Here is a 15,908-nt window from a genome sequence, read left to right as displayed (position 1 = left end):
CACTATCTCTTTACGAATGACATGACACCTGCATTACCTTATACACGCCCCAAAACCAAAGAAGGTTATATGCGCAAGACAGAGTATGTCTACGACGAATATTATGATGCCTATATTTGTCCGCAAGGGCAGATGCTCCCCTATTCAACCACGACGAAGGAAGGCTACCGCCAATATTTTTCAAACCCTATGGAGTGTCAATCCTGTCCTCTACTTTCTTCCTGTACCCAAAGTATGGAGCATAAGAAATTGATTCAACGACATGTTTGGGAACCTTATCTAGAGGAAGCCGATCACCTTCGTCACACGCAAGAAAATAAGCACATCTATGCCAAACGCAAAGAATCCATTGAACGCGTGTTTGCCGATGCCAAAGAAAAGCATGGTATGCGATGGACAACCCAAGAGGGTTAAAAAAATTGGCCATGCAAGCGATGCTTACTTTCGCTGCCATAAATTTGAAGAAAATGGCCAATTGGACCTGGGTAAGTCCAGAATTGGCCTAAAATAGGCGACATAAAGGATGACAAAAGGCACTTCACAAAAATGAAGCGCCTTTTGTCTACAATCTGGGTCAGCAAAATTGGCTGACCTTCTCATCAAAGGCTACACACATTAAGATTATAGAGCAATATACTACAAAATTCCTCAAATATATTATTTAGCGAGATATAAATTAAGGAAATCTAATTTAAAAACTCTAATGCCAAATATCCACCCATTAGGCAAGATGTTACAAATAGTGACCTTAACAAAATTTTGTTTGTTGTCAGCGGATCATAGTTATTCGCGTAATAATAATCTTTTGATCCATGATATACTAATATACTTATAATTTTTAACAGGTTAAATATACAAAGTGACATTACAAAAAACAAAGGAATCAAAATTAAAAATTGAACTAATAGCGGTAAAATCATTATTTTAATTAGAATGTCATAAACCCAATTAATACGACTCACCTCTTTTAACTATAATATATCCTATTTAGTTCTTGTATCAGAGGATTTATTAAGAAAATAATTCGTAGTATCAGTTAGACTTGTATTTATAGCAGTTCCTCCCAATGTTTTAAATAAAGCTACTGTACCATCATTAACTAATCTGTTTTTTATTTCCATTTTTGCAATATCTACTCCAGATTGTATATTTAATAATTTTGCAAATGCACTAGTTTGTTGGTAGTCCCTTACAAAATCACCTGTTTTACCACTTAATATTCCGGCCCCTGCGATTGCTGCACCTGCAGAGCTAAAAAGTGCAGTTGTGATTAATCCACTAGTTGTAATAGATTTTGGACCATTTTCAATGTATTGAGGGGCGACATAGTTTATAATTCCCAAGCCATCATTAATAGCAATTGATGCACCCAATCCAATTCCTGTCCCAGCAAGAGCCCCAGATATCGCCCCTGTTCCAGCGTTAATTTCCACTTCACCCCAGTTTACTTGATTCCAATCTCCCTTATCAGACAGAACTTGATTAATTAAATCAGCACCTCCACCTATAAGAGCACCTGCAATACCCCCAATAATAACAGTTACAAATCTACCATGTGGATCAACATATGTAACTGGGTCTCCATTGGCATAAGCATATCTATTCAAAGTCTCATTATTACCGATGATGCCTTTCATTGTATCAGCATTAATAAAACGCATTAGTTGAGGAGAATAGTATCTCGCCCGAAGATAATAAAGGCCATCACTGTCTGTTATCACACCATCTCGTCCATTATAAAGGAAAGGGGTGTCGCTTGTTCCAGAATGATTTAAAAGCTCACCATATGCCCCATATGAATAACGGTCTGTAACGGTTCCCTGTGTATTGGTTATTGCAGTTGTGCTGCCACGGTAATCAAAGTGATAGACACTATAGTCTCCATCAGCGTTTTCTTCTCCAATAAGACCAATCCCATAGACGTAGTAAGTACTTTTTCCATCAGGTCCAGTTCTGACAAGCAATTGGCTTAGATCGTTGGATACATCGTTATAAACATATTTAATTGTCTGTCCATTTGTTGAAGCAGACACCCGATTGTCTTCCGAATCATAGGTATATGATGTTCCACCTGCTTGAACAAGCCTATTCCGTGAGTCATAGGAAAAACTTACTTCGTTAGCACCAAGCGGTCCATTTATCATATTACCGTCAGCATCATATTTGATACTTTGACCGTTATATGATGTTAGTTTGTTTTGCGTATCATAAATCATTGAAGCACTCTGATTATTAGAACCACCAGATGTGATATTCCCCGCAACATCGTAGACATAGGAATAATTATCAAGTACAGTTCCATTAGAATCGGTATCTTTCCGGCTGAGAAGCCTTCCCAATGAATCATAAGACAACGAGGAATTCTTCTGCCCAGTTGACGATGCCTCAGTTATAATATGGCCATCCGAGTCGTAAGTAAAGGCATATTTGTTGATGATATCGCTGTTGGCATCAACATCATTCATTCCAGTAAGCCTTCCTGCAACATCATAAGACTCAGTTTGAACACTGCCGTCTGGCCTTATAGTTTTAATTAAATTTCCATTTGCATCATAAGTATAACTTGTTTTCCTCCCATTCCAATCTGTTACCTCAATAAGTCGGTTGGCAGCATCATAACCATATTGAACCGTTTTACCATCGGGGTAGATGAGAGATGAAAGATTTCCCACAGCATCATACTTATATCTAATCTCATTTCCGTTAGCATCAGTATACTTAATAACTCGGTTATTAGCGTCATATGCACGGTTAATGGTACCCTGAGCATCCATTTCAGTTAGAATGTTTCCATTTTTATCATAGGTATAAGAAGTAGTACCATCCGGATCAGTATAACTCTTAATTCTACCCGCATCGTCATGCGTATAATCCCTTTTTTGACCACGTGCATTGGTAACCTCTGATAATAAATTCGAAGAGTTATAGCCATAGGTAATCGTACCATTTGAAGATGTGGTTTCAGACTTTAATCTTCCTGCCTGATCATAATTAAAATTAGTCGAACCGCCATCAGGTCCAGTAATTGTTGTTTCATTTCCATCCGAGTCATATCCATAGTTACTGTTTCCATTATCTGAATCTGTGGAAGAAACAAGGTTACTTGAAGAATCATACCCATAAGTTGTCTGATTCCCCATGGGATCTGATGTTTGGATAAGATTCCCAAGTGAATCATAGGTGTTACTTGTTTTATTACCGAGTGCGTCTTCAACAGTTGATGGAAGATTTGTAGAATCATAGGTTGTTTGGTTTGTAACATTACCGAGTGCGTCTGTTACTTTCACAGTATTACCGTTTGGATCATAATCCGTGGAAACTTTATCACCAAGAGCATTAGTTTGTGCGATTATCCTTCCAACAGCATTATAGGTAAGCGTTGTTGTATTCCCGTTGGCATCGGTAGTGCTAACCAATCTGTTTTGAGCATCATAGGTATAATTTGTTTTATTCCCAAGTTGATCCGTTTTGCTTATCATGTTGTTATTAGCATCGTAGTTAAAGGTCGTGACGTTGCCGTTTGGATCAGTCTTCGTGAGTATATTCCCATACGTATCGTAAGTATAGGAAGTCTTATCTCCTAATGGATCAGTTACGCTGAGTAAATCGCCAGCATTATCATAGTCATACGTAGTATCTTTACCAGCAGCATTTGTTACCCTATTAATCCTTCCTCCGGAATCATAGCTGTAGGTTAAACAGTTACCCACTGCATCAGTTTCTGTTTTAACTTTCCCATTCGGGTAATAGGTATAGGATGTAACTCCCCCACCTGGTGCAGTTATTGTAAGAACATTCCCGACTGCATCATAGGTATAAGAGGTAATGTTCCCACTTGGATCCGTTTCACTAAGAAGTTGGCCAGCAGGATCATAGATTTTTTTTGTTGTATTCCCTTGAGAATCCTTAATTTCTGCAATTCTACCTTCCCCTTCATATGAATATAAGGTCATATTTCCTTTGGGATCTTTTGAAGAAATCACTTTTCCATTCCCATTATATGCATATGTGGTTACATTCCCTCTTGCATCAGTCTCTGTGAGTGGATTCCCGTTGCTATCATAGGTATAAGTAATTTTATCACCTAACGGATCTGTATTTGAAGTTTGGTTTCCATTAGCATCATAGGTGTAGGTAGTTTCCTTCCCATTTGCGTCAGTAATTGAAACTATACGACCTTCATCATCATAAGAATAGGTTGTTACTCCGCCATTAGGATCAGTTGTAGTCTTAAGAAGTCCATTTTTATAGGTATAGGAATATTTTTTATCACCTATATTTTTTTCAACAAGAAGACCATTTAGATCATACTTGTAGGTTGTTTTATTACCATGTACATCTGTCATACTAGTAACACGATTACTAGAATCATAGGTAAAGGCTACTTTACTTCCATCAGGGTTTACCTGGGTGAGCCTATTACCATTTGGGTCATATGTATAATCTGTTTTCGAACCCACAGGGTCTATTTGTTCAATCAGATGATTATAATTGTCATATGTAGAAGATGTAGTGTGACCGAGTGCATCGGTTTCCTCTGATATATTCCCGTTAGAATCATAAGAGTAAGTTTTAGTATTACCGTTCTCATCTGTTACAGAAATAAGCTGATTTAGATTGTTAAATATATTTTTACGTGTATTACCGTTACGATCAGTTATTGTAACTGTGGTTTGTCCATTATCTGAACTATCATCATAGCCAAAATAGGTAAGTTGGTTACCATTTACCGCATCATCCTGTGATGATATCCGTCCTTTATCATCATAGGTATCAGTAAAATAATTCACCCCATCTCCGTCAATTCCGGTGAGAATACGTCCACTTCTATCATAGGTGAAATTTGTTGTCTTGCCATTTGCATCTGTTATAGATGTCAAACATTCAATCGCGTTATATCCGAATTTCACCGTCCTCCCAGTAGTGTCTGAAACACTCTGTATCATACCATCAGAATTATAAGTCATAGTCAGCGACTGACCAGAAATAGGTTCGGTAATCACAACATTACCATCAGAATTATGAGTAATAGTTAAATCCATACCAGTGCGATTTTGTATTTTTGTTAATTGGCCATCGGGATCAAAAGAATATATTTCATCATTATTGCTATTAAGTGTATAACTACCATCAGAATTCTGATTTAGAACATCATTTTGTTTACCAAGAGATTTGCAGGTATATGAACCATCCTCATTTTGGGTAAACACCGTGTAAGCCGATGGTGACCAGTATACAAACAGGGTACCATCATTTTGTTTCTCAATTCGAATGTCGTAATTATTACTCCACGCTCTCCCCATTGTTCCAATTGTTAATTGAGATGAATCGTAGCTTATTTCAAAAGATAAATCCTGTGCCCCTTTAACGTCTAGGATATCCATCTGTATTTTGTGTGCCGCATTTGATGTATCAACAGGGTCCGCCCAACTTGTTTCCTGAGGTTTTGAAGGTGGTTCACTTTCTTCCAATGAATTATAATAAATCATCAAGCTATCTGGACAACCAACAAATGCATCATCATTCATCTCAGGCTGATGCCCGTTAAAGTTAACAGACATTAACCCACAATCTGCAAACGCCCATTCTCCTATATATGTTACAGATGCCGGTATAACTATACTTTTAAGTTGCTCACTCGACACAAAAGCATCATCACCTATGCTTTTTAAGTTACTTCCTAAAGTAACATCAGATAAATTTGGATTTTCCCCAAAAGCCAGACCCCCAATACTAATCACATTGTTAGGAATTTTAACACTGGACATATTATCAGAATCAAAAGCACCATAACCAATCGATTTTACATTCCCACCCAGTGTTACATCCGATAATTTCTCACATCCCCCAAATGCCCAATCTCCAATATTTTCTACATCAATATTAGCACTTGTTAAACTGTTAATATCTCCAAAAGTCCATTCTCCTAAATTCTCTGCGGAAACATTAACAGTTGTTAAGTCATCACATGATTCAAAGGCAGAGTCCCCAATATTAACAGCATTAATATCAACGGTTGTTAAATTATTACAATCTCCAAATGCCGATTCTCCTATTCTATTTACATTTAAATTAACATTAGTCAACCCAGAGCAACCATAAAACGCATAGTCTTCGATGGTGGTTTGATTATTATCGATGGTTAAGGTTTTTAAATTCTCACAATCATCCAAAACAAATTCTCCTATATCCGCAACTCCATTTTTAAAAGTAATATTTGCTAAGTTAGTAATTCCTTGAAATGCATAGTCTTCAATCTTCATTTGGTTTAAAGTATTATTATCATCTCCTAATGTAAGACTTGTTAAGTTATTACAGTATTCAAATACAAATTCATTTATATCTGTTGCATATCCAGCGATCGTCGCAGTCTGCAAATTATCGCAATCCGAAAAAGCAAATTGACCTAGTTTAGTAACGTTAACCGGAATCAGTATATTCGTTAGACTGTCACAATTATAGAATGCAAAACTACTTATATTAGTAACATTATCCGGAATTTTAATAGTTGAAAGGTTTGTACAAAAGCCAAATGCCCAATCATCTATTGTTGTTAAACTATTTGGCAACGTTATTTTCGTTAAATTGGAACTCATTTCAAATGCCTCTGAACCTATTTCTTCCACTCCCTCGGGGATAACAAATTCGGATGCTGGATTACCTATTGGGTATTGAATTAAAGTTTGCATTTTTTTATCATACAATACACCATTACTACTGCTGTAATTTTTATTATCATCGCTAACTGTAATACTTTTAAGATTTTGACAATATTGGAATGCGCCAGTCCCTATAGATGTTACAGTATCTGGAATAGAAATATCAGTCATATTATCATTCGATGAAAAAGAATAATCTCCAATTATCGTAACTGTTTTCCCTTCAATTTGAGTTGGAATAGCTAAATTTGCATCAGTTCCAGAATAGCCGGTTATAGCTATAGTCCCATCACCATTTACTGAATAGTCAAAGGATGTTGAAGGAGATAAACTAACTGGGCTACTAGACGTTGATTCATTCCCTGCTGCATCAACAGCCTTAACTGTATAGTTGTAAGTAACTCCCGAATCCAAATCTTCATCTTGATACGTATTATCAGTAGAGACACCTACTTCTTCTCCATCACGGAAAATCTCATAAGAAGAAACTCCGACATCATCTGTTGATGCTTTCCAAGAAAGAGTTATCGATGTTTCTGTTTTAGATGTCCAGGTGACATTCGTAGGCGCTGTAGGCGCCGTTGTATCAACAGTATCAAGAGTTGTAACAGCTAAAGCAGTACTTGCCTCCGAAATATTTCCACTTTCATCTTTTGATTTCACTGTATACCTATAAGTAGTTCCAGCCTTTAAACCAGAATCTTTGTAGGTTATTGTTTTGCTGTTACCCACTTTTTTACCATTGCGATAGATGTCGAAATCAATCTCTCCCGGATTATCCTTTAAATCTTCCCAAGTAAGAGTAACTGATGTGTTTGTCTTTGATTTAATAGAAATTTTACTAGGCTTTGAAGGTACTGTTGAGTCTGATGGATTTTTAGTAACCACAGTTAGTTCATTGCTTTCATACAAAACATTTCCAACTTTATCTAAAGCTTTAATGACATAATTATAAGTTGTGTTTGGTGACAGACCTTTGTCTACGTATGCTGCGTGTGTGGAACTTCCTATTTTTTTATCATTTCTAAATATGTAGTACTTAGTTTTCCCCTTATCTTTAGTTAGGACATTCCATTTTAAACTTACCGAATGGTCTGTTTTAACTTTGGAAACTAAATTAATAAGTGAAGTTGGAAGGGTTTTATCCATATGACTTACTAAGATAGTTTTGACCTCTGTATTACCAGCTTTATCTTTCGCATAAACCGTATAAGTTCCATTTGCAGTAACTTTGAAGGATGAACCTTTAAAGTTTGTACCTCCTGTTGAAAAATATCTTGAATTATGATTTCCCGCAGTCCACTTCTTGACAGCTAAACCACTTCCTTTATCAACAATAGAAGCAGTTATTGTTACTTTTGTTCTAGACTTGTTCTCTTGAGAGAGTTTAATTGTTGGTGGGGCTGTATCCCCCGGAAGTATCATCAAATCAGCTGGTGTTGTTTGAATTTGTTTACTTTGATTATCTAGCTGATTATAGTTATAATTACCCCAAGCTTTAAGCGTATAATCAGTCATCAAAGCAATTGCGCTATTTTGACCAGCGGATAATTGCCTAACATTGGCGAGCCGGGGGATTATAATTGGTTTATTTTAGTTGTATTTCCTAATCCAAGTTGGCCACGGTTATTTAAACCCCAGGCTTCTACAGTACCATCATTCATAAGTGCATAGGTGCTACTGATGTAAGACACCAATTGTTTTACGTCATTTAATCCTTTTATTTCAACAGGTTCACTTTGATTAGTTGTATTTCCTAACCCAAGTTGACCATAATTGTTAGAACCCCAAGCTTTCACTGTTCCATCACTCATTAACGAATAAACACTTTGATTATTTGCAGCTATCTGTCTTACATCTGTAAGACCTGGAATAACAATCGGAACATGTATACTATTATTTGTTTTGGCTCCAATACCAAGTTGACCCTGTTCGTTTCTCCCCCATGCATACACTTTGCCATTACCCATTATTGCATAAGCATTATCTGCACTAGCAGCTAACTGTTTGACATTATTTAGCCCATTCACATTAACAGGTGTACTTTTATTAGTACTGTTTCCTATACCTAATTGACCATATTTATTGTTTCCCCAAGCTTTTACTGTTCCATCACTCATTAGGGCAAAAACACTATAATCACCAGCTACTAATTGTTTCACGCCTTGCAATCCGGGGATTGTTATAGGTCTATTTTGATCTTTTGTATCCCCTATTCCAAGCTGACCGTCATTATTCAATCCCCATGCCTCTACTGTTCCATTATTCCTCAAAGCATAGGTACTACCTTTACCAGTAACTATTTGTTTTACACTTTCAGCTCCAAATATGGTAACAGGAGAACTATGATTTTTCATATTCCCTATCCCAAGCTGACCATAACTATTTACTCCCCAAGATTCTACAGTTCCATCATTCATCAAGGCAAAGAAACTTTTATTACCAGCTACTATTTGAGAAACAATAACCTGTTTTTTTACAGTATCTGCTTTTGCACTCTGATGGGGAAAAAAAGCTAAAGAGGAGAAAACTAGTATCGCGGTAAGGAAAACAGAAATGCTTTGTCTAGACCTTAATCTCATATTAATTGATTTATACTTACTCATATATCAATTCTCCCCTTATAACTAGATAAATTAGCTTCTACAATTCTAATTTATAATAACTAAAAAAATATCACTTTTTCTCGGCGAATCCACATCTTTATTAATTTTAAGGTGATCTTCATAAGCCTTTTCCTCTTACCAATGCAGGTAGTGTAATTGGAATAATCGGCCAGACGATTGTAAGGGACTAATGTCAGTAATAAAGTAGTTATAAATTTTAGAGATTATTCTTATTACCCATCACCTCTTTATCTTCTGAGACACTGAAAGTTAAAATCGATGAATACAAAATGTCGATTTTTATAATAATGTATCATTTTCTAAAACTTACCAAATTTTTATTAAATTTACAAGATTATTTTAATTGACACAATATATATCAACTTATTAATTATCCACGGTAACTGAGAATTTTTTTGGGGGGGTATCTTAGCTTAAAATCAAAACCACCCGTGATAACGGGTGGTTTGTTCGACGGCTGAAAGCCTCTGTTACTGGCCAGCCCTTCAAAGGGTACTGAAAGATTCCCCAACCGCACCACTTTCCCAGCTACTCTAAAGGGCTTCTTTTATTTTTTCTTGTTTTTGTTCTTAATTTCCTCTCCTGTGAATGGATCTATATATTCAAACATGCTTAATTGTTCTGCAACTACGTCCTCTTGTAATTGGTTTCGAATGTATTCTTCAATTACTTTTTTATTTCTTCCTACTGTATCAACATAAAATCCTTTGCACCAAAATTTCCGATTCCCATACCGATATTTTAAATGGGCATGTCGGTCAAAAATTATTAAACTACTTTTCCCTTTCAAGTATCCAACAAAGGATGAAACACTTATTTTTGGTGGAATACTTACAAGCATATGGATGTGATCTTTACAGGCTTCGGCTTCAATAATTTCTACACCTTTTCTTTCACATAATTGTCTTAAGATCAATCTATATCCTTTTTAAGTTTCCCATATATAACTTGTCTTCTATACTTGCAGATGTATTAGTTAGAACAAAAATAGAGAAACGTGATTATATTAGTCTTCTTATGGATGAAGATGAATTTGAGAAATTGAGAAATGATAGAATTAGTTTAGTTGTCCATAATGGAATGAATTTTAAAAGTGCTATGGATCAATTATTTTGGCCACACGAAGAGGTGCTCAAATTCTTGAAATCCGGATGTCGAGTCATTAGTATTCACGATATGGATGTTGAAGAAATTTTAAAGAAATCTAAATATGAAGTTGTTTATACAATAAATAATAATGATGAAACCCAATCCTACGCTTAAGTAAAGAGAGGATATTTTTATACCTTTATAGTATCCTCGATAAACGACCTTGATATAAAAGACCCACTCCTGTCTTACAGGCTAAGGTGGGTCTTTTTATGTATGTGAAGCAACTTTCTCATATTGTGTATGATGTTGCTTTTATTATGTCTCCTATATAATAAAAACAAAGTCAATGTGATAGTATTCAAACAAGAGAGTAGGATTCGATGATATTAGAATGGTACAAAGTAGACGATAAAGACATTGCCGCTTCTTATGAAGATTTTGTTTTTCGATTGCATACAGAAACAGAGAAAGTAAAAAGACGATTTGACGCTTACAAATTCCTGAACATCAAATTGAATTATTACAGATGTCTTTCTTTGATTCCTTTAAGCAATATAAGTTTTTAGAATCCGAAATTAGTAGCTATAAAGGGTTCTTTGAGGAATATAAAAATTATGAAGAAATAAGAAAATTGTTGTTATACGTTGTGAAATAGGAAAATTTCTTATGAACTAACAAATGCTTGTGCGGCTGAGCTTAGGTCGTATCATATAACGGGTGGGATTCCCGTCGAGAAAGAACTAGCCATTCACTCGTAGCGAGTCTTGGAGGACTAAAGGTAACTTTAGTCTTTAAGCGTAGACAGTTAGGTTGCGGGCCGAAAGCCAAGTGGTTGAAGGGATTGAGCTCCATAAGGTTAGTAATTTGAGAGGGCTGATGCCTTAAGCATAGCAGAAAGCTACATTTTATCTTTCGTTAATGGCAAGAAAGGTAAAACCTCTCTGGAGTCAGAGACCTTGGCACGTAACACATTGATATGATATGGCAACTCAGGAGACCCTATCGGTCTTTTCTTTTTATGAAGAGTATGGTGTACAAGCGATAACAAGCAAGGAAACCAAATGCCGCATTAGGGAGTCGGATAGTAGCGTAGTACCAATGAAATCGGGTAATGCCGATGGAGGAAAGGCTACTACCAGTTATTGTCCTTACTAGGGACACATTTACTACACCCAGAGGTAGGAACATTAAATGGAAACAAAACTATTAAGGATAGCAGAATTAGCAAAATCTGATCCTAAAATGAAATTTACATCTCTTACTCATTTACTTAATGAGCATTCACTCGCTCAATGTCATATTGAGCTACCTAATAAGAAGGCAACTGGGATTAACGGTACAACTAAAGAACAATACGGTGAAAATTTAAAAGAAAACATAGAGGACTTAGTAAGTAAGCTTAAAAGCAAAAGTTATCGCCCTGTTCCTGTAAGAAGAATGTATATTCCAAAACTTAATTCGAATAAGAAAAGACCGCTTGGAATACCAGAACACGAGGACAAAATAGTTCAAAAGGGCATTGCAAAGATACTAAATACCATCTATGAAAATGATTTTCTGGACTGTTCTTTTGGTTTTCGTCCAAATCGCAATTGCCACGATGCCCTGAAAATACTGAATCACTATATCGAAAAGAGATCAGTTAATTATGTCGTAGATGTAGATATTAAAGGATTCTTTGACAACGTTGACCACAAGTGGATGATGGAGTTTCTAAAACTGCGAATCGCTGATCCTAACCTACTTAGAATAATTGGTAGGTTTCTAAAAGGTGGATATATGGAGGAAGGTAAGAAGTACAAAACAGATACTGGGACACCGCAAGGTGGCGTAATATCTCCGATATTAGCCAATATCTATCTCCATTATGTCCTCGACCTTTGGTTTGAGAATAGGGTCAGAAAACAGTGCAAGGGACAAGCATATATGGTGAGATACGCAGATGATTTTGTTTGTTGTTTTCAGTATAAGAGTGAGGCTCTCGATTTCTTTCAATCATTAAAACTCAGACTTAAGAAGTTTAAGTTAGAAATAGCTGAAGATAAAACTAAAATTATTTCCTTTGGAAAATTTGCGGAGAAAGATGCAAAACAAAAAGGGAATAGCAAGCCCGAAACTTTCGACTTCCTTGGCTTTACCCACTATTGCGGGAGGAGTAAGAAAGGGGATTTTCGGATGAAACGGAAATCAAGCAGTAAGAAAGTCAAAAGTAAACTCAAGGAGTCTAAAGAGTGGTTAAAGAAAAATAGAAGTAAGAATATCCATATGATAATGGATCGATTTAAACGCTCACTTATAGGTTATTACAACTATTACTGCATTACAGACAATACACCAAGCGTGTTAAACTTTAGGGACAAAATCGGATACTTATTATTTAAGTGGCTCAACAGGAGAAGTCAAAGAAAGTCATTCACCTGGGAGAAATTCAGACTCTTTCTTAGTAAATATCCATTACCTTCTCCAAGGGTGAAGGTTAATATATATGACTTAAGAAAAGAGATCAACTATATTCTGTGAATGAGAACTGGAGGAGCCGTGTGCATTAATAGTGCAAGCACGGTTCTGAGAGGGGGTGGGGTACAATCTACCGAAAGGTGGAAAGACTCCATTCTACTCGACTAGTGAAAGAAGAAAAGCAAAATATCAAGGGGTATTAATATGTTTAGAGACATAACTTGGGGAATTTTATTGGATGTAACAACAAAAGAGAAGGCACAAAGAGTAATCAATAGATTAGCAAATGTAATTGGCGAAATTGAAGTTCTCTCATTAGAACAATACTGGAAAGACCAATCAAAATATAAGTTAGATTGCTATACAACCTTACAAATAGCTGAACCTGAAAACGCCGTATTCAAGACTCTTCATCTTGTGAGTAAACTAGGTGGCGAAATCAGTGTCATTGGTCCTCATATATTAAATGGCAACCAAGTTGAATTTGAAGGTATTGGTTCATCTCCAACAATTGTTGGGGTAAGTTGGTTTAGTTTTTATATTTGTAATTATTGAACTAACGGAGTGCAATAGTTCAACAAGGGTGTCGCCGTACTCTTTGAGTGAAGGGAGTTTAAGAGAAGGTTTTGGGCTGGAGGAATTACAGTGAAAGAAAATCCTTCATTTATTTGGATTGAAGCCGAACATTGGGAAGAGCAAAATAGAAATGAAGAAGATGGTAATACAGATGTTAAGGTTAATTTTGAGGACGGAACTGAGTGGATAGCTACGTTCTTCACTTATCGAAACATACTTACACTCTCTGAGAAAGAAATGAACAAACAGTTGAGTGTTTAAATGGGAAATATTTTTGGTCAAGCGATATGATTTTAGTTAATAGGATTAGGCGAGAGGATATTGAGAGTGTTGTTGAACAACTAATAATAGATGGTGATTTTGAAAGAGTATTTAGTCGTTGTAGGTAATAGGCTGGCTCCACTAAATAGAGCAAGAGTTGAAGATCGTTTAAAGGTCGTCGGCTCTTTTTTCTTATTCCACTCGGTTCAGGAAGGTTGAACAAGTCATTGTACGTTTTTAGTTTAAAGGGGAAAAAATATATGGACGTAATGGAAACAATAAATAAACTTATTGATGAATTTAAAGAATTTAAAGACTTAGATCCTGTATTAAAAGAACATCTAAACTTTTACGAAGAACTATTGCCTCACGTCTTTTTTGGAGATTGTAATGAATTTTTTATAGATTAAATTATCGAGGGTAACCCTAAAGTATTACAGAGGCTCTTCCGTTTATTTGAGATAATGGCAACCCAAGGAAATGATGATGTTGTGAATATATTGTGTGTCACTATTCTAGAAAGACTTGGTGACGATAGGAATGTGTTGAATATTGCACGAAAATATATGGGAAAAGAAACTAGAGTATTATCAGATGAAATAGAAAGGTCTTGGGGAAGGTATTGAGCTATGGCTGCAAGATATTGAGAGAGTTAACAGTTGTAGCACTTTTCTTATTGCAAACGGTCAGGATAGCTGAAGAATGAAATAATGGAACCGACCTTAAAGAAGGTGAAATATTGGAGCAAGTAATAAAAGAGCTTCTGTCTCCAAGTAAACGGTATAAAGTCGAAATAATTCAAAGGGAGAATGGTTTCTTTTCAACAGAAGTATATAAGTGGAAGGAAGTTGATGGATTTGAGTATTGGTCTCCGATTAAAAAAGGGTTATCTTTAATTGATACTAAGGAAAATGCAGACAAAGTAGCTATACAACAATTAAAGGCATATTCGAGTGAGGTAATTGATATTAAACACCTATAATAAAGGGTAGGTTCGCTCAACTAACGAGTGCTAGAGTTGAAGATCAATGATTGGTCTCCGGCTCTTTTTCTAATTGTACTATTGGGTTCATGATTAAAAAGAAAAGGGTGACTTTTGTGAATTACTCTGAATTGATGAATTACCAAGGTTACTTGTATTTAAATTCAATATCGGAATCCAGTGATAGTACATTGGTACTTGAATTAGATAGAACTATAATTAAGGGAGTTAAAGAAAATGAACAAACAGAAGTAAGTCAATCAGATTCCTATGGCTCTATTGATGTTGATGAATCACTTCCAATCATTCGACTGGTATTTGATTGGTACATTGCTTATTCAATAAGAAACGAAGCCTATACAGTTGGGGATCAGTACGAGGTTTATGATGGGAAGGCTTTTTGTATTTATTCTAAATCCAGATATTTGGATTTTATTAATGTCAGTACAATAGCAAGCGATTTTCACCCAGGTCCGTTTAAACATTATGGTATAAATGCTTTAAATCATATAATTGATGTAGGATCAACTGAACCTCCGACCATTTCCTTAATACATCGAATTTAAAATAGAGCAAAAGCAATTTCTTCTTTACTTACGGTTCATAGAGTTGAAGAAGAGTGCCATTAATTAATCTGCGAAATAAGGATAGAAGGTGCTGGGATGGCTAAGTTAAAATTATTAAAAAGTATAGGACATAATACCGTTCATAGCTATTTAAGCCTTATGAATTATCGGGATAATGGGTATGTAGTTGAACATTTATATAACATTGCAAAAGATAAAAATATAGATTGTATTGTTATAGATATTCTAGGAAGAAGTATTCAACCAAGAACTTTTGAAATCCCTGTTATAAAGCAATCTTTAGATGATTTAAGAAAGGATTTTGAACGTCACTTAGAAGGTGGGAATATTCCGTTAGATTATGTTATTTCAGCTAAAGCAAAAATAGTTTTTGATTTAAATAATCCATATAAAGCGAAATTTGAAAAATATAATTGCTCGGTTGATATTATAGATAAAAATAAGAAATCACATAGTATTGCTGTTAAAGAATGGTGGCAATATTAACATGGGTCATCACTAAATAAAACCCCACTGAATGGTTAAAAAAAGAGGAGAAAAGCTGAAAAAATATAAAAAGGGTAGACTGGATTGGATTAAGATCAGTATTGACACTTCAAGCATATTTTCATTCATTGTAGTGCAGCGCCGATTTTTGCGCTGCATGGAGACTAACGGGTGCAAGAGT

At 35.6% G+C, this 15,908-nt stretch carries 12 protein-coding genes and 2 pseudogenes; 11 read left to right on the top strand and 3 right to left on the bottom strand.

Annotation, left to right across the window (positions count from 1 at the left end; translation table 11 throughout):
* Positions 1–27: 27 nt before the first annotated feature.
* Positions 28–506: pseudogene (locus PU629_RS19370) on the top strand (transposase); the annotation flags it as partial.
* Between the two features lie 477 nt (positions 507–983).
* On the opposite strand, the gene PU629_RS19365 reads toward PU629_RS19370, so the two are convergent.
* The 3 genes and pseudogenes from PU629_RS19365 to tnpA form a co-directional block, all read right to left on the bottom strand.
* The gene (locus tag PU629_RS19365) at positions 984–8,177 is read right to left on the bottom strand and encodes a leucine-rich repeat protein (protein ID WP_275284502.1); all 7,194 of its coding nucleotides are present in this window, start codon (positions 8,175–8,177) and stop codon (positions 984–986) included.
* A 59-nt stretch (positions 8,178–8,236) separates the two neighbouring features.
* Positions 8,237–9,265, bottom strand: coding sequence for an RCC1 domain-containing protein (locus PU629_RS19360; protein ID WP_275281675.1), 1,029 nt, complete (start codon positions 9,263–9,265; stop codon positions 8,237–8,239).
* Positions 9,266–9,833: 568 nt separating this feature from the next.
* Positions 9,834–10,255: pseudogene (gene tnpA / locus PU629_RS19355) on the bottom strand (IS200/IS605 family transposase).
* A gap of 48 nt (positions 10,256–10,303) precedes the next feature.
* Here tnpA and PU629_RS19350 point away from each other — a divergent pair.
* The 10 genes from PU629_RS19350 to PU629_RS19315 all read left to right on the top strand — a co-directional run bounded on the left by PU629_RS19350 (position 10,304) and on the right by PU629_RS19315 (position 15,727).
* Complete coding sequence (locus PU629_RS19350; protein WP_275281674.1) at positions 10,304–10,549, top strand: hypothetical protein; 246 nt, start codon at positions 10,304–10,306, stop codon at positions 10,547–10,549.
* A 355-nt stretch (positions 10,550–10,904) separates the two neighbouring features.
* Complete coding sequence (locus PU629_RS22660; protein WP_481900459.1) at positions 10,905–11,033, top strand: YxiJ family protein; 129 nt, start codon at positions 10,905–10,907, stop codon at positions 11,031–11,033.
* A 536-nt stretch (positions 11,034–11,569) separates the two neighbouring features.
* Positions 11,570–12,898: a group II intron reverse transcriptase/maturase gene (gene ltrA / locus PU629_RS19345; RefSeq protein WP_275281673.1), complete on the top strand. Its 1,329-nt coding sequence runs from the start codon at positions 11,570–11,572 to the stop codon at positions 12,896–12,898.
* A 141-nt stretch (positions 12,899–13,039) separates the two neighbouring features.
* The gene (locus PU629_RS19340) at positions 13,040–13,390 is read left to right on the top strand and encodes a hypothetical protein (RefSeq protein ID WP_275281672.1); all 351 of its coding nucleotides are present in this window, start codon (positions 13,040–13,042) and stop codon (positions 13,388–13,390) included.
* Positions 13,391–13,480: 90 nt separating this feature from the next.
* On the top strand, positions 13,481–13,672 hold the full coding sequence (locus PU629_RS19335) for a hypothetical protein (protein ID WP_275281671.1): 192 nt from the start codon (positions 13,481–13,483) through the stop codon (positions 13,670–13,672).
* A gap of 260 nt (positions 13,673–13,932) precedes the next feature.
* A complete protein-coding gene (locus PU629_RS19330; RefSeq protein WP_275281670.1) occupies positions 13,933–14,082 on the top strand; it encodes a hypothetical protein in 150 nt (49 codons plus the stop codon).
* Between the two features lie 54 nt (positions 14,083–14,136).
* A complete protein-coding gene (locus PU629_RS22655; protein ID WP_481900458.1) occupies positions 14,137–14,298 on the top strand; it encodes a DUF7674 family protein in 162 nt (53 codons plus the stop codon).
* A 113-nt stretch (positions 14,299–14,411) separates the two neighbouring features.
* Complete coding sequence (locus PU629_RS19325) at positions 14,412–14,654, top strand: hypothetical protein (RefSeq protein ID WP_275281669.1); 243 nt, start codon at positions 14,412–14,414, stop codon at positions 14,652–14,654.
* Positions 14,655–14,770: 116 nt separating this feature from the next.
* Entirely contained in the window at positions 14,771–15,220 is a 450-nt protein-coding gene (locus PU629_RS19320; RefSeq protein WP_275281668.1) for a hypothetical protein, read from the top strand.
* Between the two features lie 96 nt (positions 15,221–15,316).
* Positions 15,317–15,727, top strand: a complete 411-nt coding sequence (locus PU629_RS19315; RefSeq protein WP_275281667.1) for a hypothetical protein — start codon at positions 15,317–15,319, stop codon at positions 15,725–15,727.
* Positions 15,728–15,908: the final 181 nt, after the last annotated feature.

This window comes from Pullulanibacillus sp. KACC 23026 (genome assembly GCF_029094525.1).
Classification (GTDB): domain Bacteria; phylum Bacillota; class Bacilli; order Bacillales; family Sporolactobacillaceae; genus KACC-23026.
Note: the sequence above shows the minus strand (reverse complement) of the source record. Positions and strands in the feature narration are given on the sequence as shown.